Source organism: uncultured Dokdonia sp. (assembly GCF_947496725.1).
Lineage (GTDB): Bacteria > Bacteroidota > Bacteroidia > Flavobacteriales > Flavobacteriaceae > Dokdonia.
This window is the reverse complement of the sequence record NZ_CANMDS010000001.1, coordinates 109,292-131,320: the sequence shown is the minus strand read 5'-3', so window position 1 is coordinate 131,320 and position 22,029 is coordinate 109,292. Positions and strand designations below refer to the sequence as shown.

The following is a 22,029-nucleotide window of genomic DNA, read 5'->3' as shown; positions in this document are numbered from 1 at the left end:
AAAAAAAATGGAGCATTTTTTTTGCTCCATTTTTTATAATTCTGATAATGAGTTATTTCTGTTTTACTCTTTTTCGGCTTTATCTACTACCGGTTTTTCCTTTCTGTTTGCAAGTTCCCACGCTGTTGCAAAAACGAGCTTTGTGCGCTTCTCAAGTAAAGGATAGTTAATCTTATCTGGAGTATCACTTATTTTATGATAATCATCGTGCGTTCCATTAAAGTAGAAGATTACTGGCACATTGTGCTTTGCAAAGTTATAGTGGTCTGAGCGGTAGTAAAATCTGTTAGGCTCATTTTCTACATTATAACGGTAGTCTAGGTTGATGTCAAAGTACTTTGCATTTACTGCAGATGAGATATTGTGTAAATCTGTACTAAGCTTATCAGAGCCTATGAGGTATACATAGTTGTTATCTTCTTTGTGCGCGTCATCATTACGGCCTATCATATCAATGTTAAGATCTGCAATGGTATTTGCAAGTGGGTATACTGGATTTTCTGAATAATATCTTGATCCATAAAGACCTTTTTCTTCACCTGTAACGTGTAAAAATAGGATAGAGCGTTTAGGTCCCTTGCCATCTTTAACAGCTTGTTTAAAAGCCTCTGCAATCTCAAGTAAAGCTACTGTTCCAGAGCCATCATCGTCTGCACCGTTATATACATTTCCTTTTGCATCCATACCTACGTGATCTAGGTGTGCAGAGAGCACAAGAACCTCTTCTGGCTTTTCTGATCCTTTTATAAAAGCAAGAACATTTTCAGAATCATTAAGTCCGCTTCCTTTTCTAAAAAATGTATTAGGAACGATTTGATAGTAATCACCATTATTACCTGGTTGTACGTTTAGCTCTTTGTAATAGTTTACAAGGTATGCTGCTGCCTTTTTTTGACCTGGGTCTCCTGTGTTACGCCCTTCAAATTCATCACTGGCATACACGTAGAGCATTTCTTTGAGTTCTCCTTCGGTGATTGTGTTTGTGTACTTACGCACGTCTGTCTCGTCACTTTCTAAAGCGGTAACATCTATTATTACAGGGTCTGCTGCTTGGGTAGGAGCGACTGCTTTTTTTGATTCATTACAAGATAATGCTACAAGGCTTAAACCTAAAAGCGCAAAATATTTTTTCATTCAAATTTATTTTAAGATTGCTAAAAGTACAGAATTCAACCGAATAAAATAGGAGAGTGCTGTAAAGCCTGTTAGTACGCTTTCGCGAAAGCGTAAAGAAACTGCATAAAAAATGCCACTCTAGTTAAGAGTGGCATTATGGTATTACTTTATGAGGTGTAAGTCCCTTAGTTGTTAAGCATTACTGGCATTACAAGCATTGTTACTTGCTCACCTTCATCAAGACCATCTACTGGAGTTAAGATACCTGCTCTATTAGGAAGTGACATCTCTAGAGAAACATCATTTGCATTCATATTATTAAGCATCTCTGTTAAGAATCTTGAGTTAAAACCTATTTGCATATCATCACCTTGGTAATCACAAGTAAGTCTCTCTTCTGCCTTGTTGCTGTAATCTATATCTTCGGCAGAGATGTTAAGTTCTGCTCCAGCAATTTTAAGACGTATCTGGTGTGTTGTTTTATTTGAGAAAATAGATACACGACGCACAGAGTTTAAAAACTGGTTGCGGTCTATAGTAAGTCTATTTGGGTTTTCCTTAGGTATTACGGCCTCATAGTTAGGGTATTTACCATCTATAAGTCTACATACTAGCTCTACGTTATCAAAAGTAAATTTTGCATTGCTCTCGTTGTACTCTACAGAGATCTCATCGTCAGACGTAGAGAGGATTCCTTTAAGTAAGTTAAGTGGCTTTTTAGGCATAATAAACTCTGCTGCCTGTGATGCTACAACATCTGTACGACCATACTTTACAAGCTTATGAGCATCTGTTGCTACAAAGGTTAAACCATCTGTCGCAAACTGAAAGAAAACGCCGCTCATCACTGGGCGTAAATCGTCATTACCTGTTGCAAATATGGTGTTGCTTATAGCCGTAGCAAGCACGCTTCCTGGTATTTTTACCACACTAGGATCTTCTAGTGATACGGCGTTAGGAAACTCTGCACCATCTGCATATGCTAGTGCATATTTACCGTGGTTAGAGCTTATCTCTATGGTGTTATTTTCGTGCTGAGTAAAAGTTAGGGGTTGCTCAGGAAATGTTTTAAGCGTGTCTAGTAACAAACGCGCTGGTAATGCAATAGCTCCATTATCACTAGACTCTACATCAAGTTTTGAAGTCATTGTAGTTTCTAAATCTGATGCGGAAACCGTAAGGGCGTTACCATCAAGTTCAAAAAGAAAATTATCTAGTATAGGTAATGTGTTGCTATTATTAATCACCCCTCCCAACACTTGTAGTTGTTTGAGAAGGTAAGAGCTAGAGACTATAAATTTCATAGTATTATTAGGTTTTGCTATGCAAGAAAATTGAATATAAAGTGATGCAATAAATTACCTGCACACTACTTACAAATATATTTGAAATGCGACGGCTTTAGAAATTAACTTATCAACATCTAGCGGGCGTAACGACGCTTTCTTATTGCGGTATATATGACGCCAAAAATAAGTAGTATCACAAGCGGAAGCCCAATGGTCAAGACTTGCCACGTGGTGATCTCTTTTGAAACCTTCTGGGTGTCTATAAATGGAAGGGCAATTTCTTTACTTCTTATGTTAATAAGACCATTATCATCGAGCAGGTAATTAACCGCATTAAGCAAAAACTCTTTGTTACCATAGCTGGTTCTTGTGTAGTAGTCAAAGCCTAATTCTAGTGGCTGCCCGCGGCTATCTAGTTCGTTTGCTATAATGTCACCGTCAGATATGAGTATGAGTTTTGAGGGGTTTGTTGCGCTTTCGCGAAAGCGTTCTTTATCACTTCCATCTGGTAACACACGATTTGTAAATGCCGAAGAAAATGCACCTTCTACTAAAACAGCTAGTGGTTGTTGTCCTGCTTGAAAATCTGCCTCCTGAGGTTCTATATCTACTTGTGCAAGTGCAATTTCTCTAGGAGTTGCTTCTAGCTTTGTATAGATACTAGATTGTAATAATACTGTTTTTGAGAGTTCATTATTAGACTCAAGAAGTTCTATAGGGTTTGCGTAGTTAAAGCGTACCGGTTTTTCAATATTAGTATTTATAGGGTGGGTGTTAAGGCTAGGTACCTGTGGTCTGTATAACCACGGTAGTTGTATGTATTGTGACTCACTTCCTTCTCCAGATGCTACACTTAGCGGGGCAGAGTAGAGGTCTACCACTAGTGAGGGATTTATGCGTACACCATACTTAAAGAGTTGATCGTCCAGATTGAGATCTCTAGGAAATGCAACTGTTTTACCTGCATCATTACGCAGACTATCATCTTCTATTGCCACAGCATCGAGCATCCAGAGACTGTTGCCGCCGTTTATAATATATTGATCTATCACATATTTTTGTTGCTCTGTAAATGCCTTTGTAGGCTTTGCGATAACTACGAGGTCAAAGGTGTTTTGTAAGGCTTTTAGTGCTTTTTCTGGGTCTTGGTTTGCCACCTCCATTGGGAAGGGGGCAATATTATAAGTATCGCCCAGCTTACGGAACATATCTGCAATTTTTGCATCTGGTAACTCACCATTATCTCGTAGTACTGCTATGCGCTTAGTCTTTGCATTTAAAGAGATGTTAAGCCCCTCTGCAAAGGCATACTCAAGATTTTGAATTGAGGCATAAACCAGCTGTTCTGGTGACGATCCTACCACATTTTTTACTAAAGAAACAGGAATGGCTTTACCATTAAAATTAATCGTAGCCCAGGGGAAAATAGTTTGTGTAGTCTCCTTGCCGTCTTGTTTTACTTTAAGCGGGATAGTGGTCATTCCAAACTCGTTAAACTGCCCTGCTACTTGAGCGGTCGTTTCACCTGCCTCTACTGGGTTTGAAAACTCAAAGTAAATATTAGGATTGTGAGCCTGCATTTCTTCAAGAAGGTAGCGGGTCTCGTTCTGAAGCTTTTTAAATTCTGCAGGAAAGTCTCCTTCAAGAAAAACATCTATGATAAGCGGACTTTTAATTTGGTCTAATAATTCCTTAGTAGGCGTGCTTATGGTATACCTACCATCTTGAGTTAGGTCATAACGTTTATGCGCAAATGAACCTGTATAGTTTATGAGTAGTAACCCTATAAACAAGAGTAGCGGTTGGGTTATGTTAGAGATTATTTTCACGTAAGTGTGTTGATTTTTTTGCAATCTCCATACCGTGAGTATGATAAAAAACGCAGTTACACTTATAAAGTAGATAAGGTCTCTCGTGTCTATAACTCCTCTGCTTATACTTTCATAATGTGATTTAATACTTAAGCTTGATAAGAAGGTTTTGCTACCCTCTAGGCTGCTGTAAGCTACGACACCCTCAATTCCAAAATAGAGAAAAAAGCAAAGCCCTACTGATGCAATAAAGGCAACAATTTGATTACTAGTACAGGCAGATATAAATATTCCTAATGCCGTATAGATACTAGCAAGCAGTATAAGTCCAGCATATGACCCTATGGTTACACCTACGTCGAGATTACCTAGGGGGTTACCTAGCATATATATAGCGAGCACATACATTAACGTAGGTATAATAGCAATAAGTATGAGGCTGTAAGCACCTAGATATTTACCTAGCGTAAGTTGTAACGTAGTAATGGGTTTTGTGAGTAATAGCTCTAAGGTTCCTGCTTTTTTTTCTTCACTAAAACTGCGCATAGTTACCGCAGGTATAAGGAAAGTAAACATCCACGGGGCAATAAGAAAAAATGGAGCAAGGTCTGCAAAGCCTGAGTTAGGAATATTAAATTCTCCTTCAAAAACCCATAAAAATAATCCTGTGACCACTAGAAATAACCCTACGACTAAGTAGCCTATAGGTGAGGAGAAAAATGTGGTGATTTCCTTTTTTAATATTGCGTACAATGGGTTGCTTTTTTTGAGTAAAACTACAGTAGATTTTTTAATTTTTGAAATACAATTTAATCTGAGTATGTAGATTGAGGAGGGCCATCTATTGGGATTTTTGCCCCTAGATAGGTAGGCTCTTTACTTATGCCTAACTCTAAGTATGCTTTTACATTTGCTAGAAGTTCTCTGCGCTTATTAGCATTCTCACGCTGGTAGATATGTTTATCTCCTATAAAGCCGTAATAGTCAAGACCTAATCTATTTGCGATAAAAAGTGCTCGAGGTAGGTGAAATTTTTGAGTTACTACAATGGCTTCCTTTACATTAAAAACAGAGCTTGCTCGATACATACTATCATAGGTGTCAAAACCTGCGTAATCTAAAAATATATCTTCTTCTGGCACTCCTTGGTTAATAAGGTACTGTTGCATAGCCTTAGGCTCATTATAAGATTTTGTACCATTATCTCCAGAGAGTAAAAATCTAGACACTTTACCCGCGCGATAAAGGGAGAGCGCGCTCGAGACCCTATCTTCTAGCATAGTAGATAGATCACCGTTAGATCGCACACTAGCACCTAGTACAATAACTGTATAAGCTTGAGGTACCTCGGTAATGTTATTATAAGTTTGATCTTTAGTGCTAGATTTAACGTGGCCAGAGAGTATAAATATCCCACAGGCAAGGAGTGCCAAAAAAGCAAAAAGTAGGATGGTTATTTTCTTAATAATTTTTCTCACTAGGCCTTATCAATAATATTAATAGGTTTCTTGTCATCATTTATAGCGACAAAGGTAAATTTACCCGCCACGGCTAGCTCGCGATCATAGCTATACATATCTTCTTTGTAAATCTCAACGCGTACCACACAGCTTGTATTGCCCACAGTTTCCACCCGAGCAATAAGTTCTACAATGGTACCTTCTGGAATTGCCTTTGTAAAATCTATTTTATCTGTAGATATAGTTACTACTTTCTTACGGCTAAAACGTGTTGCACATATAAAAGCAGCCTCATCCATCATATGTAATGCGGTACCCCCAAAAAGGGTATCATAATGATTAGTCGTATTAGGAAAAACCGCTTTAAAAATGCGTGTCTCACTTTCTTTAATACGTTGTTGTACTGTAAGCATAGGTAGATGTGACTTAGTAATTCTTACTGCATAACATACTAGATATGCAGCCTTGTGTCTGTATCTTTGCAAGGTCTAAAAACAGAACAAATGCTACAAGTAATAGAAGCTTTAAAATGGAGGTATGCGACTAAAAAGTTTGATAACAAGCGTATGCTCTCTACCGCTCAAATAGATATTTTAAAAAATGCCTTTAATCTTACGGCCACAAGTTTTGGGTTACAGCCCGTGCGACTTGTAATTATAAGTGATAAAAAGCAGCAAGAGGCTTTAGTACCTGTAACAATGAACCAGCAACAGGTGGCAGATGCTTCTCACGTACTTGTATTTTGTATAGAAAAAAACGTAGATGGTATCTATGTAGAAGATTACTTTAATAACGTTAAGGCTATACGCAACACACCAGACGAGGTTCTAAAACCTTTTAAAGATTATCTATTAGACCATTTTAAAAACGTAAGTGTTGCAGATAATCATCTCTGGGCGACAAAGCAAGCATATCTCGCTATGGGTAATTTACTTACCGTTTGTGCGTTAGAAGAGATAGACGCCTGCCCTATGGAAGGTTTTTCTCCAGAAGGTTACAGCGAGGCCCTTAACCTAGATAAACACGGTATACAACCAGTACTGGTTATGCCTGTAGGTCATAGGGCAGAAGATGATATGTTTTCTTCCTTAAAGAAGGTGAGAAAACCTATTGCAAATGCAGTTTTAGAATTATAGTAAGTTTTGTAAATTGTAGGCAATTACAATTTTGTGGCAAGATTGTTGTTTATTTCTAGAAGTTTTTAAATTTGCAATAGCCCTAAAACAATTATAATGAAAAAATTCATCGTCTTTTTACTACTCATTTCGGCAGCGACTATGCAAGCGCAGCAGGCAAAATGGTACACAGATTTTGATAAAGCAAAGAAAGTAGCACAGCGTCAAGGTAAGCCTATCTTAATGTATTTTACAGGTAGTGACTGGTGTGGCCCGTGCAAAATGCTTAAAAAAGATCTTTGGCAAACAGATAAATTTATCCAGCAGGCAGACGACTTTGTGCTACTAGAGATAGATATCCCTTTTAGAGAAGATATCATCACACCAGAGCAGAAAAAGAAAAATATGAAGCTGCAAGACGAGTATAATAGAGACAAGTCTTTCCCTACCGTACTACTACTAGATGCAAACGGAAGAAGAAAAGACGAAGTGTCTGGATACAGTATGCTACGAGATACAGCACCGTACTACGCGTTTTTTGATAAAGCACGTCGCTTATAATAACGGTTCAAAGAAATTATTTCAAAAGCGTTCAAGTAATTGGGCGCTTTTTTTTACGCTTTCGCGAAAGCGTAATAACAACACATCAACTCTTCCTTAGTAATTTGAAACGAAGGTATCTGTAAAGGTCATATCTTCTTATCTTTGCCCCACTCTAAAATAACATATGTCAAAAGTAGTTTTAATCACCGGTGCCTCTTCTGGTATAGGGCAAGCCATCGCGCAGTTTTTAGTAAATCATTCATACACCGTCTATGGTACAAGCCGTAATCCTAAAAATAGTGTAGAAAATGGTGTACATATGCTCGCACTTGATGTAACAAAGCCAGAAACCATAATGGCAGCAGTAGCCACACTTCTCAAAGCCGAAGGTAAAATAGACTACCTTATAAATAATGCAGGTATGGGTATAACCGGACCTCTTGAAGAAACTCCAGATACAGAGACGAGACGTGTTTTTGAAACAAATTACTTTGGCGCGCTAGAAGTGATTAAAGCAGTATTACCTACTATGCGAGCACAGCGCTCTGGTATGGTTATAAATATTACATCTATAGCTGGATATATGGGGTTACCGTATCGTGGTATTTACTCAGCTACAAAAGGTGCACTAGGTATCACTACAGAGGCATACCGTATGGAACTTAAAGAGTTTAATGTGAAGATGACTACCGTTGCACCAGGAGATTTTGCAACCAATATTGCTGCAGGTAGATATCACGCCCCCGTACTAGATAACTCACCTTATAAAGATAACTATAAGAACACGCTAGCTCTTATGGATGAGCACGTAGATAAAGGAATGGACACCGCTATTATGGCAAAAGTCATAAAACGCGTTATGGAATCAAAAAATCCAAAAGTGCATTATCGAGTTGGGTTCTTTATGCAACGTTTTAGTATAGCACTTAAGCGTATGCTGCCAGATACTTGGTATGAAAAACTGTTGCTCAACCATTACGGCTTGTAGTTAACAAACAATTAATCCTTGTAAGGGAAACGACTTATCACTTTTAGCTACATTTGTGTATAATCAACAAAAGAAAAACCTATGAAATTTTTTATAGACACCGCAAACTTAGACCAGATTAGAGAAGCGCAAGACCTTGGTGTTCTTGACGGGGTAACTACAAACCCATCACTTATGGCAAAAGAAGGTATCACAGGCCGTGAGAATATCTTACAACACTATAAGGATATCTGTGCTATTGCTACAGGAGATGTGAGTGCAGAGGTAATCTCTACTACGTATGATGAGATGATTAAAGAAGGGGAGGAACTTGCTGCATTACACGAGCAAATTGTCGTAAAGGTGCCTATGATCAAGGATGGTATAAAGGCTATAAAATATTTTTCTGATAAAGGGATACGTACTAACTGTACACTCGTGTTTTCTTGCGGGCAAGCATTACTTGCTGCAAAGGCTGGTGCAACATATGTATCTCCATTTATAGGGAGACTAGATGATATCTCTACAGATGGACTTAACCTTATTACAGAGATACGTCACATATATGATAACTATATGTTTGACACACAAATTCTAGCAGCCTCAGTAAGGCACACAATGCACGTAATAGATTGTGCAAAAATAGGGGCAGATGTTATGACAGGTCCTTTATCTTCTATAGAGGGATTATTAAGACACCCGCTTACAGATAGTGGTCTTGCTAAGTTTCTAGCAGACTATGAGAAGGGTAACAAATAATCCTCATCAAATACTAAGCATAAAAAAGCCTCCTTATTAAGGAGGCTTTTTTATGTGATTATATGTGGTCTATTGATTTAAATAGGCAAGGAGCTCATTCTCAAATTTTGAGCTGTGTATGTTTGCGTGGCTATTAAGAATCACACCTTTTTTATCTAGCACTATTGTCTTGTTAATATCATTGAGCACTAGTTGCTTTCTGCCCAGAGCAGGCTTTGCAAGTTGGTATTCCATAAGGGAGTTGTAATTCTTGTTATCTAGATGACGTATCCACTTATCTTGTTCTTTATTTACATTAATCGCTATAAAGTTAAACTCTGGGTATTTCCTTTGTAAATCTTTTGCTTTTTGGTGCGAGTTGTTCATATGTGACTTTCTCGAGTAAGACCAGAAGTATAGCACAGTAGGCTTTGTAATACGGCTTGATAGTGTGCTCATTGCAAGGTTAGTATCTACAATAAGAACATCTGGTATCGTGTTTCCGGCCTGCATACTCTCATTGTTAGAGTACAATGCATCTATGTTTTCAATGGTTTCTTGAGATGAAGAAACGGCCTTTATCTCATCAAACAGGGTGGCAACCTCTTGAGAGTTATTGCTGTTTGCAATAAAAATACGTGCCATCTGGTTGAGAAGTCTTTCCTTGAGCGGCTCATTTGTAATAATACTATCTATAACAGCAATCTGGTGGTGATTATGCACGTAAGACATACGGTCGTACTTAGACTGGTCACCATATCTTAAAAAACTTAGATGGTTTATGTATGATCCCAGATATCTTCTAAAACCGTATAACTCATCAAGGTTAGGATTATTTATATCTACGCTTTCGCGAAAGCGGTAAAAGTCACCTGGCAGTGTTTTAATGAAGTTAAGTTTATCTTTCCCATAATGAGCAAAGGGGTAAAGCTCCTTGCGTTGATAGTTATCCAGTTTTGAAACCGCTCGGGCAATATCTATAAAATCATCTGAGTAGGTGGCTTCGGGATTATTTAAGAAATCGCTTAATTCTTCTTGATGTATAATAGACATTGAGTCTAATGTCTTTTGAAAGTTTTGAGGATTTTTCTGATACTTTCTTTTTATGTTGTTGTTTTCAGACTCCCAGTGCAAGTACATATCTATAAGAAAAGTACTTTTTTCTGAACCGTAGCCAGAGAAGCTTAAAGACTCATCAAACTCTTTTGTATTAACACGCAATAGTATACTGTCACCTTCCTCTATATGAACAATCTGGTGTTCTCCGTGCTCAAAGCGGTAAAGGCCGCTTTCAAAATTTTCTAGTTTATGTAAAAATCTATTACGTCTATCTAGGGGTATACTATCTGTAACGTTTTCACCTTTGCGCAAAAGCACATAGCTCTGTACAGGGTTAATAATCTCACCGCCTATGTAGGTTCCGTCTGCCTTGTCTTTGTCTTCAGAGATGCAACTGCTTGTACATACTACAAGTAACGAGAGAAGGGCGATGTGATATTTCATATAGGGTATTAATTTATGCTTGAAAAGCAAGCATAGCGCATTGTTCTCAAAAATAAGTTTAAAGGTGTATTGAAGTTGTTAAAGCCACGTTAAAAGCATTTAACTATACTTATGTTTAAAATTTCTTTAATTATGGGTATTTTTGCAGGCTCTAAACAGACAATTTTATGTTATCAGTTTCTAATCTTTCGGTTCAATTTGGTAAACGCGTTTTATTTGACGAGGTAAACACTTCGTTTCTTAATGGCAATTGCTACGGTATTATAGGTGCAAATGGTGCAGGAAAGTCTACTTTCCTTAAAATATTAACGGGACAGCAAGACCCTACTTCTGGTCACGTTCACCTAGAGCCAGGTAAGCGTATGTCTGTACTAGAGCAAAATCACTATGCTTATGATGAGTTTGCCGTACTTGAGACTGTGGTAATGGGTAATAAGCCATTATATAAAATCAAATCTGAGATTGATGCATTATATGCAGACTACTCAGATGAGAATGCAGACCGTATAGGAGAGCTTCAAGTACAGTTTGAAGAGATGAATGGCTGGAATGCAGATAGTGACGCAGCTACAATGCTATCTAACCTTGGTATAAAAGAGGAGCTTCATCACACATCTATGGCAGATCTAGATGGTAAGCAACGTGTACGTGTCTTAATTGCACAGGCACTTTTTGGTAATCCAGATGTGCTTATTATGGATGAGCCTACAAACGACCTGGATTATGAGACGATTGCTTGGTTAGAAAACTTCTTAGCAAACTATGAGAATTGTGTGATTGTAGTCTCTCACGACCGTCACTTTCTTGATGCGGTATGTACACACATATCAGATATAGATCACGGTAAGATTACTCATTATAGTGGTAACTATACCTTCTGGTATGAGTCATCTCAACTAGCAGCGCGACAGAGAGCACAGCAAAACAAAAAAGCAGAAGAGAAGAAAAAAGAGTTACAAGAGTTTATCGCTAGATTCTCTGCAAACGTTGCAAAATCTAAGCAAGCTACATCTCGTAAAAAGATGATAGATAAACTTAATATAGAAGAAATTAAGCCTTCTAGCCGTCGTTACCCAGGTATTATATTTGACAGGGATCGTGAGGCAGGAGATCAGATTTTTAATTGTGCTGGTCTTACTGCAAGTCTAGATGGAGATACACTATTTAAGGGCGTAGATATAAACTTAAATAAAGGAGATAAAGCAGTATTGTTTTCTCGTGATAGTCGTGCTACTACAGCATTTTACGAGATTATAAATGGTAATCAAACTCCAGATAGCGGTAGTTTTGATTTTGGGGTAACAACAACACAGTCATATTTACCGCTAGATAACTCATCGTACTTTCAAGACGGAACGCTCAACCTTGTAGACTGGTTACGCCAGTATGCACAAACAGAAGAGGAGAGGGAAGAGGTTTTCTTAAGAGGTTTCTTAGGAAAAATGATTTTTTCTGGTGAAGAAGCACTTAAGATGTCAGACGTATTATCTGGAGGAGAAAAAGTGCGCTGTATGATTTCAAAAATGATGATGAAGCGTGCAAACATCTTAATGGTAGATGAGCCTACAAACCACTTAGACCTTGAGTCTATTACAGCGTTTAACAATGCGCTTAAAAACTTTAAAGGTACTGTAATGCTTACTACACACGATCACGAGTTTGCAAGCACAGTAGGTAACCGTGTAATAGAGCTTACTCCTAAAGGAGTTATAGATCGCTTTATGAACTTTGATGAGTATATGAGTGATAAGAGCATCAAGGAGCAGCGTATGGCGATGTACGAGTAGGCTACTCCCTTACTTTTTATTAGTGAAGTAAGAGATGAGCATATAAATACAGAATATGCTTAACGCGCCGCTTATTATAATGCGAAGTAATGGTAATTCCTCACCTCTTAATAAAGGTGATAAACGCCATAAGGAGTATAATAAGAAGAGTACATAAAAGATAAGACGGCCAGGAGATACTCCTGGCTTTTTCTTTTCTGTAGTACTTTTAGAGATCGTTTTTAGAGGTTCACTTTGCGATTCTTCTTGTGAGAGCGAGTTAAGCTCATCATCTGTAAGGGCATTAGTTTTAAAATCCTCTAGGGTCGCTGCTACGACGTGTTTTGCTTTTACTAGATGTTCCTTGTCAACCAGTAGTCTTGATTGATCTGGAGAGCCCAGTGCATAACCAGCTAGCTTTGCACTCTCATTATCATCTCTCAGTATACTAGGGATTCCTTGTTCTTCTAGAATGATCTGTAAACGTTTTGTCTCAATGGCAGATCCAGTGTGGATCTTCTCATAACGGGAATCTGGTAGTATACTCATATAGTTATCTTGTTTTATCGTAAGTGCTATTCCATATCGCTTTGTTGAAATTTTTACCTAGTGCAAAGGCATAAAATAACACAATCGCTGCGATGGACTTAAACATAAAGAAAAAGACCATAACATCTTGACTTAAATCTTGATTCTTTGTAAAAAGACCATCTGGTATAAGCATAGTGGCTATTAGGCTTATTAAAAGTGTGGTTACGATAAGGTTTTCAAAAGATTTAAAAGACCAAGCCCACTGCTTTCTAAAGGGGTTAAGGTCATTTCCCCATTTATGTATGAGGTAGTAATAGCCATTACCCATAGGGGCAAAAAGTAAAGGGTCGTCTGCTTTTTCTAGTACAAACATTTTTGACGGAGCTATGATTTTAAAACCATCTAGCTCTGTATTGTGCGTGTTTTCAAGATATTTAATATTGTCTAGCGCTTGCTGTGGATATTTACCTTTAAAGTACTTTGTGTCTAGAAAACGAAGTCTGTAATCTATACAAATCTTTTCTATTTGTTTAATGTGGAATATATTTTCGGCAGCCAGTAGGTCTATGTTAAACTCATTGTAACCTGAGCCAGAAGGACTATTAAGGGTTTTTAAGATTCCGCTTTCGCGAAAGCGGTCTTGTGTAAAAATAGCTTCTACTTGAGCCAGAATATCTTGCTCTTGCTCACTCTTGCTGCGCTCACGTAATAATTTGTTGTGAATGTTTGTTCTGGTTAATAGCATCTCTTTTTTTCTACTAAATATACAATACAAAAGCCGCAATGTCAATGCAACAGTCATACTGTATAAAATTATTGAAACTATTAAACAAATATGTTAAGGTCTTAAGAGCAGTAAGTTGTGCTTATCTAATTGTAAGATGCCTCGATTGTAGACAATAAAAAAGCCCCAAATTTTCTTGAAAATTTGGGGCTTAAAGTAATTTGTTAAAATGATTATCTAAGCGTTGCTCCTAGTTCTTTTTCAAAACGTTGTTGCAGTTTATTCATCACTTTGTCAATATTCTTATCTGTAAGTGTTTTGTTTTCATCTTGTAATAAGAAACTCACAGCATAACTTTTCTTTCCTTCTGGCAAGTTTTTACCTTCATATACATCAAAAAGGTTTACTTCTTTGAGTAATTGCTTTTCCGTTTGTTTTGCAAGCGTTGCAACCTCTTCAAACTGGACCTTTGTGTCAAGTAATAAGGCAAAGTCTCTGCGCACAGATGGATACTTTGGAATATCTTTAAAGCGTACTTTATTACGAGCAGCAATCTCTAAAATCGCGTCCCAGTTAAAATCTGCAAAGTATACGTCTTGAGAAATGTCAAATTTCTTTAAAACACTTTTCTTTACAATACCGTAGGTTACCACTTCTTGTTTTCCAAGAGATAAACCTACAGCTTCAGAAAATAAATCATTTTTCACACTCGAAGGACGTACTCTGGTAATATTAAGTTTTTCTAGTACTGATGTCACAACACCTTTTAAGTAAAAGAAGTTAGTAGGAGTGCTAGTACCCGTCCACGACTCACTGTTGCGATTACCTGTTACAAATAATGCAAGGTGCTTATCTTCCTTGCGCTCACCTGGGTAATTGTGATACGTTTTTCCAAACTCAAAGAGCTTTATATCACTACGACGGCGATTTACATTGTACGAGATTGCTTCAAGTCCAGAAAACAGCATAGACTGTCTCATTACACTAAGTTCTTTACCTAGCGGGTTAAGCATCTCTACATTGTATGCATCTTTAAGATTTTCAGAAAGTGTTGTATAGGCTGGAGTGGTAAGGCTGTTTGCCATCATCTCATAGAAGCCTTGTGCCGCGAGTTGATTACCCACTACATCACTTACTCTGTGATCATCAAATTTTGAGGTAGATGATACGGTAGCATTAAGCTTGTTGCCAAAAGAGATGTTGTTATAACCGTATACACGTAGTATCTCTTCTATAACATCTGCCTCTCTAGTTACATCATTTCTAAAAGCTGGTATGGTCATACCTATCCCGCTTTCTGTCACATTGTTAATTTTAATATCTAGTGACATTAAAATTTCTTTAATCACCTCACGAGGTAATTCTTGGCCTATAAGTTTTGTAGTATTATCAAAGTTTAAGAACACCTGCTGGTCTTCTATCTTTTTAGGGTAGATATCTACTATCTCGCTTGTAATCTCTCCACCGGCAATCTCCATAATAAGTATAGCAGCTCTTGTAAGTGCATACTCAGTAATATTAGGATCTATACCTCTCTCAAAACGAAAAGATGCGTCTGTATTAAGCCCGTGGCGCTTTGCTGTTTTACGCACAGCCACAGGGTTAAAGTAAGCGCTTTCTAAAAAGATGGCATTTGTATTTTCTGAAACGCCACTATGTAAACCGCCAAAAACTCCAGCAATACACATAGGTTTCTCTGCATCACAGATCATAAGATCATCTTCGTGTAGTTCACGTTCTACACCATCTAGTGTCGTAAACTTTGTTCCAGCTTCTAGTGTGCGTACTTCAATCTTTTCTCCAGTGATTTTACTAAGGTCAAAGGCGTGTAGCGGCTGCCCTAGCTCGTGAAGTACATAATTAGTCGCATCTACAATATTATTAATAGGCGAGAGGCCTATAGCTTTAAGCCTGTGTTGTAACCACTCTGGCGAGTCTTCTACTTTAAGACCGCTTATCACAACTCCCGCGTAGCGTGGTGCTTTTTCTGAGTCTAGTACATCTACATCTATTTTGTGTACACGCTTTTCTATTTTAAAAGAAGAGGTAGATGGAGTGATAAGTCCTTTGTTTATCTCTTTCTGTAACAATCCAGCTTTAAGATCACGGGCAACACCCCAGTGACTCATAGCATCTGCACGGTTAGGCGTAAGGCCTATTTCAAAAACTTGATCATTTTCTATTTCAAAAACTTGAGCAGCTGGTGTTCCTGGTACAAGTGCCTCGTCTAGTATCATAATACCGTCGTGACTCTTACCTAGGCCTAGCTCATCTTCTGCACAGATCATACCGTGAGATTCCTCACCACGTATTTTTCCTTTCTTAATTTTCCACGCTTCACCTTCTTCTGTGTATAGCGTAGTGCCTATAGTTGCGACTGGTACTTTTTGACCTGCAGCTACATTTGGCGCGCCACACACTATCTGTACAGGAGCCTCAGCACCTATGTCTACCGTAGTTACTTTAAGCTTGTCTGCATTGCTGTGTTGCTCGCAGGTGAGCACGTGACCTATTACAATCCCTTCTAGACCGCCTTTTACACTTTGGTAAGTATCTATACCTTCTATCTCTAGACCTAGGTCTGTTAGGAGTTCGCCAGTTTTTTCGGCATCCCAATCTATATCAATAAACTGCTTTAACCAGTTGTAAGAAATTTTCATAAAAATGGAGCTTTTTGAAGTAGGCAAATATAGGATAAGTAAGCAAGTAGGCAAAGGAGAAGAGAGAGTATCTGTGTAGTTTTTTACGCTTTCGCGAAAGCGTATATATCCCCATTTTACTACTTATAATCGCATATTTTGTACTTAACTTAATAAAGTGATTGTCACGTCTTTTTTAAAGTTGTTGTTACTGAGTTGTAAGATAATCGTTTGACTGGAAAAGAGGTAGGTGTTTATTAAAGTTTGAGGTGTGATATAGTGGTGTGTGCCTAGAAACAGTATGCCTGGAGTGCTGTGACGGCTAAGCTACTGTATATAAGTGTCTAGCAGCTTGTAACTATTATCGCTGTTTCTTGAGAAGGTACCATAAAGGGTTTCAAATTCATTTAGTGTAGGTTCAAGCTGCTCGCATACGGTATTACAATCTATAGCTATATCATTAAGTAGTGCATAATTACTACTGCTGTCTGATGTGATAAAAGTATCTTGTACATCGCTGTATTGAGTAATCAATCTTAGGTCAAAAGTTTCTGTTGTAGACCCTTCAGATTGCTCAATAATCCTTAAAAAGTCATACTCTGTGCTACCTGCATCTGCAGGCGGGTTTGGAACTGAATATTTTGCCACAGCTATCGTATAATTTGTGCCTAATTCTGGTATGAAGCCATTTACGCCTCCGTAAAGTATAAAAAAGTCTTCTTCATCTTCAGGACGCACTAGATTAAAGAGTCCGTTATCAAGAGCAGTAGCGGTAATTTTGTAATGTTTATACTCTAGTGTAGTGTTATTTATAAAAATACGATTGTCTTCTTCTGTGTTAACGCTGTCATCTGTAGAGCAGCTTACCAGTAATATTGCGATTATTGTGTAAAGCGTAAGGGTGAATCTAATGTTCATAAGGATATCTTTTAATTAAGATGAAGTGATGAGCATAAGGTTGCGCTACAGTGTGTTAAGCGATTGTTATGTTTGGACAATTAAGAGATATAACTCCAGATATTTTTAAACTTCATCATCTGGGCATACATAAAGCGTATGATCTGGTTTTCTTCTTTCTCAAACTTAGGATCGTCTTTTACCAGTTGCCAAGCATAGCTTCTGGCTACCTTTAGAATGTCATTGTCACGTATAATATCTGCTATTTTAAGGTTGAGCGCGCCACTTTGCTGGGTTCCTGTAATGTCGCCTGGGCCTCGCAGCTTGAGATCTACCTCTGCTATTTCAAAGCCATCATTAGTGCGTGTCATTGTCTCTAGGCGCACTTTACTATCGCTAGAGAGTTTGTGACTGGTCATAAGGATGCAATAGCTTTGCTCTGCACCTCGACCTACACGACCACGCAGCTGGTGTAACTGGCTTAACCCAAAACGCTCTGCACTCTCAATAATCATCACAGAAGCGTTAGGAACATTTACGCCAACTTCTATTACGGTTGTGGCGACCATAATTTGAGTTTCACCTTTTATAAAGCGATTCATTTCAATCTCTTTATCGTCTGGTTTCATCTTTCCGTGCACGATAGAAATCTGATATTCTGGCATCGGAAATTCGCGAGAAATACTCTCGTAGCCATCCATCAAATCTTTGTAATCCATCGCCTCAGATTCTTGTATTAATGGGTACACAATATAGACTTGTCTACCTAGGGCAATTTCGTCCCTAATAAACTTAAAAACTTTGAGTCTATTTGCGTCATATCTATGCACCGTTTTTATGGCTTTTCTGCCTGGTGGTAACTCGTCAATTACACTCACATCTAGATCACCATAAACAGTCATCGCCAGGGTGCGGGGGATAGGGGTGGCGGTCATCACAAGTACGTGTGGTGGGTACTCATTTTTGTGCCATAACTTGCTGCGTTGCTTTACCCCAAAACGGTGTTGCTCATCTATCACTGCGAGCCCAAGATTCTTAAATTTTACCTTGTCTTCTAGTAGAGCGTGTGTACCTATAAGGATGTCTAGCTCACCATTTTCTAGTTGCTCGTGTATGATTTTACGTTCTGAAGCTTTGGTTGAACCTTGAAGTAATGAAATACTGGTATTCAGTTCTTTACATAATTCTAACAATCTTTGATAGTGTTGCACTGCCAGGATGGCAGTAGGTGCCATTAAACAAGCCTGAAAACCGTTGTCAAGTGCCATTAACATTGACATAAGCGCTACTATGGTCTTGCCAGAACCCACATCTCCCTGTAAAAGCCTGTTCATTTGTGCATTTGTACCTAGGTCGTGACGTATTTCTTTAAGAACACGTTTTTGTGCACCAGTCAACTCAAATGGTAAATGGTCATTATAAAACTCTGTAAAAATGGGACCAACTTTCTCAAAGGGGTACCCCTTTATTTTGGTCTTATGGTTTACATTTTTAAAGGCAAGTTGTAGCTGGATATAAAAAAATTCTTCAAATTTTAATCGGTATTGAGCACGTGCAAGATGCTCTTGAGATTGCGGAAAATGAACGTTTAAAAGTGCCTCTCTTTTTGGCATTAATTTGAGCTCTGTAACAAGGGGTTTTGAGAGGCTCTCAAAGAGGTGATTTTTTGCCTCCATAAAGAGGGTTTGCATCACTCCATTTACCACCTTATTTGTGATGCCACGATTAGATAATTTTTCGGTAGATGGGTACACGGGTTGCATTGCAGATCGTATACTTTTTTCGTGCTCAGAAAGCAGTTCCATCTCTGGATGTGGCATCGAGAATTTACCGTTGTAATAATTACATTTTCCAAAAATTACATAAGGCGTATTCATCTTGATACCCTCCTTGATCCATTTATGACCTCTAAACCATACTAGCTCCATCTGCCCACCATCATCTCTAAAGGTTGCCACAAGCCTGCGACCTTTACCCTCTATCATCTTCATACTGGTAAACTTCCCTATAATCTGCACCTCTGCATTGCTACGCTCAAGCTCGCTTATTTTATAATAACGCGTTTTATCAATATACCTGTGCGGGAAAAGATGCATTAGGTCCTGAAAGGTGTGTATACCCAGCTCAGAACGCAATAAGTCTGCTCTGTTAGGACCTACGCCTTTAAGGTAATCTATGGGAGTTTGTAAAAATGTGGGATTCATTAAAAGTAAAAATAAGCCTTTAACTCAAATTTTCGAATGCCTGTATAAAAGATACTGGCTCAAAAGTTGTTATTTTGAGTATATGAAATACCTATTGCTCGCTATTATATCGTTGTCCGCTTTCGCGAAAGCGTATACCCAAGAAATATCTACTCAAACCAAAACCATAGATTTTAAGCAAGTTACCGCTTCCTTATCGCTTGATTTTGACACAAATTCTGTTTTAGGAAAAGTTACTACAACCTTTACCGCATTACAAGACGTAAATCAAGTTGTGATGGATGGAAAGGCGATGCAGCTCGTAGATAAAACACCCACATTTGCCATAAGTGCAACAGATACCACCATAGTCTTTAATGGGACGTTTAAGGCTGGGGTGACCTATAAAGCCACTTTTGACTACTCAGTGCAGCCTACACAGGCCGCATATTTTGTAAATAATAACGGGAGTGAGCAGTTCTGGACGCAAGGTCAAGGTAAGTATACCTCACACTGGTTGCCTAGTATAGATGATATGAATGATAAAATCATATTTGATCTTAAGGTGACGGGACACAATAGGCATACAGTTGTTGCAAATGGCGTAGCTGCAAAAACATTAAAGGATTATAACGTGCTAATTTCAGAATTTGATATGGAAAAGCCTATAGCAAGCTATCTGGTGGCGCTTGTGGTGGGAAATTATGATGTAAAAACAGCTACGGCTTCGTCTGGTGTACCTTTAGAGTATTACTATTATCCAGAAGACTCTTTGCAGGTAGAAGCTACTTACAGATACTCCAAGGAGGTTTTTGACTTTTTAGAACGTAAAGTAGGCGTGCCGTTTCCTTTTAAGGTGTATAAGCAAGTACCTGTAAAAGACTTCTTGTATGCAGGTATGGAGAATGCGAGTTGCACCATCTTTTCTGACGATTTTATGGTAGATGCAATAGGCTTTACAGATCGTAATTATGTAAATGTAAATGCACACGAGCTTGCACACCAGTGGTTTGGAGATCTTGTGACAGAGACTAAAAGTGAGCACCACTGGCTACAAGAGGGATTTGCTACCTACTATGCACTTCTCGCCGAACGAGAGATCTTTGGAGAGGACTATTTTTACTTTAAACTCTTTGAAACTGCAGAGCAGTTACGAGCTTTAAGCGATCAAGGCAAGGGGCAAAAGCTTGTTGCTTCTGGAGGAAGTAGTCTTACCTACTATCAAAAAGGTGCTTGGGCAATACACATATTACGAGAGCGAGTAGGGGTAAACACCTTTGATCTCGCTGTGCAGAATTATCTTAAAAAGTATGCATATAAAAATGTAACTACAGAAGAATTTATGATTGAGGTTGAGGCGCTAGCTACCGTAGATCTCACAGACTTTAAGAAGAACTGGCTATACCAGTCGGCTTTTCAAGCAGAAGATGCCTTACAGTCGCTTAAAAAGAGCAAATTTATGCAACAGTACTTTAGATTACAGTCAGGTAGAGAAGCTCCGTTATCAAATAAGTTTACACAACTTATGGATGCTGTAGCCTCTGGTAACGACTACCTAGGGCAAGAGGCGATATACCAAGCGGCTCAAGAATCTATAAACGCGACACTGCCTGTGTTTAAACAAGCTATAAGTTCTGATAACGTCTTTATACGTCAGGCTGTAGCTACATCGCTAGAAAATGTACCCCAATCACTTGCTACAGATTTTTACAAGTTGCTTAAAGATGATAGCTATGTTACCCGCGAGCAGGCAATGATTAAATTATGGGTGTACCACCAGCAGCGCAATGATCCTGCATCGCAACGCAAGGTGCTTGATATGATGGATGAGCAGTTTGGGTTTCAAGACGGGAACTTACGTACCTTGTGGCTTGCACTATCACTTGCAACACCAGAGTATAAGCCGTCACAATCTTTTGGGCGATATCAAGAACTCATAAGCTACACACAACCAGAACAAGCTTACCAGTTGCGACAAAACGCCTTTAACTACCTGCGCCAGCTAGACTCTTTTGAAAAGGAAAGCTTACAATCACTTGTAGAGGCGAGTGTGCATCACGTATGGCGCTTTCGCGAAAGCGCAAGAAAACTACTCAAAGAGCAGCTTAAAAACCCTAAAAATCTTGCTGTTGTAAAAGAGCTTGCCAGCTATCTTACCGAAAAGGAAATAGCTTATCTCAAACGAATAGAAGTACTATAATTAAATTATCTCACGTACCTCTTGCTTTATAAATTGTAGGGCTGTCTCGCTAGGTGATACATTGTCCATAAGGTCGCGCAGTAAGGTCTCACGCAGTTGGTCGCTTGTTTCTACTTTATTACTCATATTGGTTTTACGTATGATGGCAGCGGTACTACTTTTTGAAGTGCGTACCACGTTCCAACATTCTTGAGTAACATAGATTTGTTGTGATAAGTTATGCTCAAACTCTTCATTAATCGTGCGTAATAACAAGGCTTCATAATCGTTAGGATCATCATTATACGGTTTTACACGTGTAACTAGTTTGCCAGGAGAGATACGCTCTAAAAATAGTGTAAGACGCTCGTAGGCTTGTAGTTTTTGTGGTAGCGCGTTTGCCTGATTGTCCTTATGTAATAAAAAACGACGACGCCCTTCTTGTTCTTTTGTAAACTGGTTAAAGAAGTAGTAGGCTAGTAGCGCTACAACTATGGCTGGAAGAAGGTTAAAAGCAAGGTTTGTTAGGTCTTGAGTCATTGGTTGTATTGGGTTTAAAGCTGGTTAT

18 protein-coding genes are annotated in these 22,029 nt (G+C 38.5%); 6 read left to right on the top strand and 12 right to left on the bottom strand.

The window, feature by feature from the left end; all coding sequences use genetic code 11:
- Window positions 1-63: 63 nt before the first annotated feature.
- From Q0948_RS00590 to Q0948_RS00570, 5 genes are all read right to left on the bottom strand, one after another.
- A complete protein-coding gene (locus Q0948_RS00590; protein ID WP_035324609.1) occupies window positions 64-1,134 on the bottom strand; it encodes a M28 family metallopeptidase in 1,071 nt (356 codons plus the stop codon).
- A 167-nt stretch (window positions 1,135-1,301) separates the two neighbouring features.
- Entirely contained in the window at window positions 1,302-2,420 is a 1,119-nt protein-coding gene (dnaN, locus tag Q0948_RS00585) for a DNA polymerase III subunit beta (RefSeq protein WP_021778818.1), read from the bottom strand.
- Window positions 2,421-2,539: 119 nt separating this feature from the next.
- Complete coding sequence (gene gldG / locus Q0948_RS00580; protein ID WP_299230755.1) at window positions 2,540-4,969, bottom strand: gliding motility-associated ABC transporter substrate-binding protein GldG; 2,430 nt, start codon at window positions 4,967-4,969, stop codon at window positions 2,540-2,542.
- 56 nt (window positions 4,970-5,025) lie between these two features.
- Window positions 5,026-5,649 carry an ElyC/SanA/YdcF family protein gene (locus Q0948_RS00575; protein WP_298348562.1) on the bottom strand — a complete coding sequence of 208 codons (624 nt, stop codon included), beginning with the start codon at window positions 5,647-5,649 and terminating at the stop codon, window positions 5,026-5,028.
- 44 nt (window positions 5,650-5,693) lie between these two features.
- Window positions 5,694-6,089: an acyl-CoA thioesterase gene (locus Q0948_RS00570; protein ID WP_298348564.1), complete on the bottom strand. Its 396-nt coding sequence runs from the start codon at window positions 6,087-6,089 to the stop codon at window positions 5,694-5,696.
- Between the two features lie 90 nt (window positions 6,090-6,179).
- On the opposite strand from Q0948_RS00570, the gene Q0948_RS00565 reads away from it, so the two are divergent.
- The 4 genes from Q0948_RS00565 (at window position 6,180) to fsa (ending at window position 9,060) form a co-directional block, all read left to right on the top strand.
- On the top strand, window positions 6,180-6,812 hold the full coding sequence (locus Q0948_RS00565; RefSeq protein WP_298348566.1) for an NAD(P)H-dependent oxidoreductase: 633 nt from the start codon (window positions 6,180-6,182) through the stop codon (window positions 6,810-6,812).
- A 96-nt stretch (window positions 6,813-6,908) separates the two neighbouring features.
- Window positions 6,909-7,352 carry a thioredoxin family protein gene (locus tag Q0948_RS00560; protein WP_298348568.1) on the top strand — a complete coding sequence of 148 codons (444 nt, stop codon included), beginning with the start codon at window positions 6,909-6,911 and terminating at the stop codon, window positions 7,350-7,352.
- Between the two features lie 166 nt (window positions 7,353-7,518).
- Window positions 7,519-8,322, top strand: coding sequence for an SDR family oxidoreductase (locus tag Q0948_RS00555; protein WP_298348570.1), 804 nt, complete (start codon window positions 7,519-7,521; stop codon window positions 8,320-8,322).
- Between the two features lie 81 nt (window positions 8,323-8,403).
- On the top strand, window positions 8,404-9,060 hold the full coding sequence (gene fsa / locus Q0948_RS00550) for a fructose-6-phosphate aldolase (protein ID WP_298348572.1): 657 nt from the start codon (window positions 8,404-8,406) through the stop codon (window positions 9,058-9,060).
- A 69-nt stretch (window positions 9,061-9,129) separates the two neighbouring features.
- Here fsa and Q0948_RS00545 read toward each other — a convergent pair whose 3' ends face one another.
- The gene (locus Q0948_RS00545) at window positions 9,130-10,542 is read right to left on the bottom strand and encodes a thioredoxin-like domain-containing protein (RefSeq protein ID WP_298348574.1); all 1,413 of its coding nucleotides are present in this window, start codon (window positions 10,540-10,542) and stop codon (window positions 9,130-9,132) included.
- Window positions 10,543-10,709: 167 nt separating this feature from the next.
- On the opposite strand from Q0948_RS00545, the gene Q0948_RS00540 reads away from it, so the two are divergent.
- The gene (locus tag Q0948_RS00540; protein ID WP_298348576.1) at window positions 10,710-12,329 is read left to right on the top strand and encodes an ABC-F family ATP-binding cassette domain-containing protein; all 1,620 of its coding nucleotides are present in this window, start codon (window positions 10,710-10,712) and stop codon (window positions 12,327-12,329) included.
- A 9-nt stretch (window positions 12,330-12,338) separates the two neighbouring features.
- Here Q0948_RS00540 and Q0948_RS00535 read toward each other — a convergent pair whose 3' ends face one another.
- The 5 genes from Q0948_RS00535 to recG all read right to left on the bottom strand — a co-directional run bounded on the left by Q0948_RS00535 (window position 12,339) and on the right by recG (window position 19,303).
- Window positions 12,339-12,857 carry a DUF2007 domain-containing protein gene (locus Q0948_RS00535; RefSeq protein ID WP_298348578.1) on the bottom strand — a complete coding sequence of 173 codons (519 nt, stop codon included), beginning with the start codon at window positions 12,855-12,857 and terminating at the stop codon, window positions 12,339-12,341.
- A 4-nt stretch (window positions 12,858-12,861) separates the two neighbouring features.
- Window positions 12,862-13,584: a hypothetical protein gene (locus Q0948_RS00530; RefSeq protein WP_298348580.1), complete on the bottom strand. Its 723-nt coding sequence runs from the start codon at window positions 13,582-13,584 to the stop codon at window positions 12,862-12,864.
- Between the two features lie 212 nt (window positions 13,585-13,796).
- Complete coding sequence (gene pheT / locus Q0948_RS00525; protein ID WP_298348582.1) at window positions 13,797-16,223, bottom strand: phenylalanine--tRNA ligase subunit beta; 2,427 nt, start codon at window positions 16,221-16,223, stop codon at window positions 13,797-13,799.
- A 306-nt stretch (window positions 16,224-16,529) separates the two neighbouring features.
- Window positions 16,530-17,120: a DUF4377 domain-containing protein gene (locus tag Q0948_RS00520; RefSeq protein ID WP_298348585.1), complete on the bottom strand. Its 591-nt coding sequence runs from the start codon at window positions 17,118-17,120 to the stop codon at window positions 16,530-16,532.
- 80 nt (window positions 17,121-17,200) lie between these two features.
- Window positions 17,201-19,303: an ATP-dependent DNA helicase RecG gene (recG, locus tag Q0948_RS00515; protein ID WP_298348587.1), complete on the bottom strand. Its 2,103-nt coding sequence runs from the start codon at window positions 19,301-19,303 to the stop codon at window positions 17,201-17,203.
- Window positions 19,304-19,385: 82 nt separating this feature from the next.
- Between recG and Q0948_RS00510 the strand changes: the two genes are divergently transcribed.
- Entirely contained in the window at window positions 19,386-21,482 is a 2,097-nt protein-coding gene (locus Q0948_RS00510) for a M1 family metallopeptidase (protein ID WP_298348590.1), read from the top strand.
- Here the strand turns inward: Q0948_RS00510 and Q0948_RS00505 are convergent, their stop codons facing one another.
- Window positions 21,483-22,001, bottom strand: coding sequence for a hypothetical protein (locus Q0948_RS00505; RefSeq protein WP_021778835.1), 519 nt, complete (start codon window positions 21,999-22,001; stop codon window positions 21,483-21,485). It abuts the gene before it with no gap.
- Window positions 22,002-22,029: the final 28 nt, after the last annotated feature.

Bases quoted from the DNA above. Each gene is read 5' to 3' on its own strand.
- Q0948_RS00540 (WP_298348576.1), top strand. From the start codon at position 10,710: ATGTTATCAGTTTCTAATCTTTCGGTTCAATTTGGTAAACGCGTTTTA.
- Q0948_RS00530 (WP_298348580.1), bottom strand. From the start codon at position 13,584: ATGCTATTAACCAGAACAAACATTCACAACAAATTATTACGTGAGCGC.
- Q0948_RS00535 (WP_298348578.1), bottom strand. From the start codon at position 12,857: ATGAGTATACTACCAGATTCCCGTTATGAGAAGATCCACACTGGATCT.
- Q0948_RS00565 (WP_298348566.1), top strand. From the start codon at position 6,180: ATGCTACAAGTAATAGAAGCTTTAAAATGGAGGTATGCGACTAAAAAG.
- recG (WP_298348587.1), bottom strand. From the start codon at position 19,303: ATGAATCCCACATTTTTACAAACTCCCATAGATTACCTTAAAGGCGTA.
- Q0948_RS00590 (WP_035324609.1), bottom strand. From the start codon at position 1,134: ATGAAAAAATATTTTGCGCTTTTAGGTTTAAGCCTTGTAGCATTATCT.
- dnaN (WP_021778818.1), bottom strand. From the start codon at position 2,420: ATGAAATTTATAGTCTCTAGCTCTTACCTTCTCAAACAACTACAAGTG.
- Q0948_RS00505 (WP_021778835.1), bottom strand. From the start codon at position 22,001: ATGACTCAAGACCTAACAAACCTTGCTTTTAACCTTCTTCCAGCCATA.
- Q0948_RS00545 (WP_298348574.1), bottom strand. From the start codon at position 10,542: ATGAAATATCACATCGCCCTTCTCTCGTTACTTGTAGTATGTACAAGC.
- pheT (WP_298348582.1), bottom strand. From the start codon at position 16,223: ATGAAAATTTCTTACAACTGGTTAAAGCAGTTTATTGATATAGATTGG.
- Q0948_RS00555 (WP_298348570.1), top strand. From the start codon at position 7,519: ATGTCAAAAGTAGTTTTAATCACCGGTGCCTCTTCTGGTATAGGGCAA.
- Q0948_RS00510 (WP_298348590.1), top strand. From the start codon at position 19,386: ATGAAATACCTATTGCTCGCTATTATATCGTTGTCCGCTTTCGCGAAA.
- Q0948_RS00520 (WP_298348585.1), bottom strand. From the start codon at position 17,120: ATGAACATTAGATTCACCCTTACGCTTTACACAATAATCGCAATATTA.
- Q0948_RS00560 (WP_298348568.1), top strand. From the start codon at position 6,909: ATGAAAAAATTCATCGTCTTTTTACTACTCATTTCGGCAGCGACTATG.
- Q0948_RS00570 (WP_298348564.1), bottom strand. From the start codon at position 6,089: ATGCTTACAGTACAACAACGTATTAAAGAAAGTGAGACACGCATTTTT.
- fsa (WP_298348572.1), top strand. From the start codon at position 8,404: ATGAAATTTTTTATAGACACCGCAAACTTAGACCAGATTAGAGAAGCG.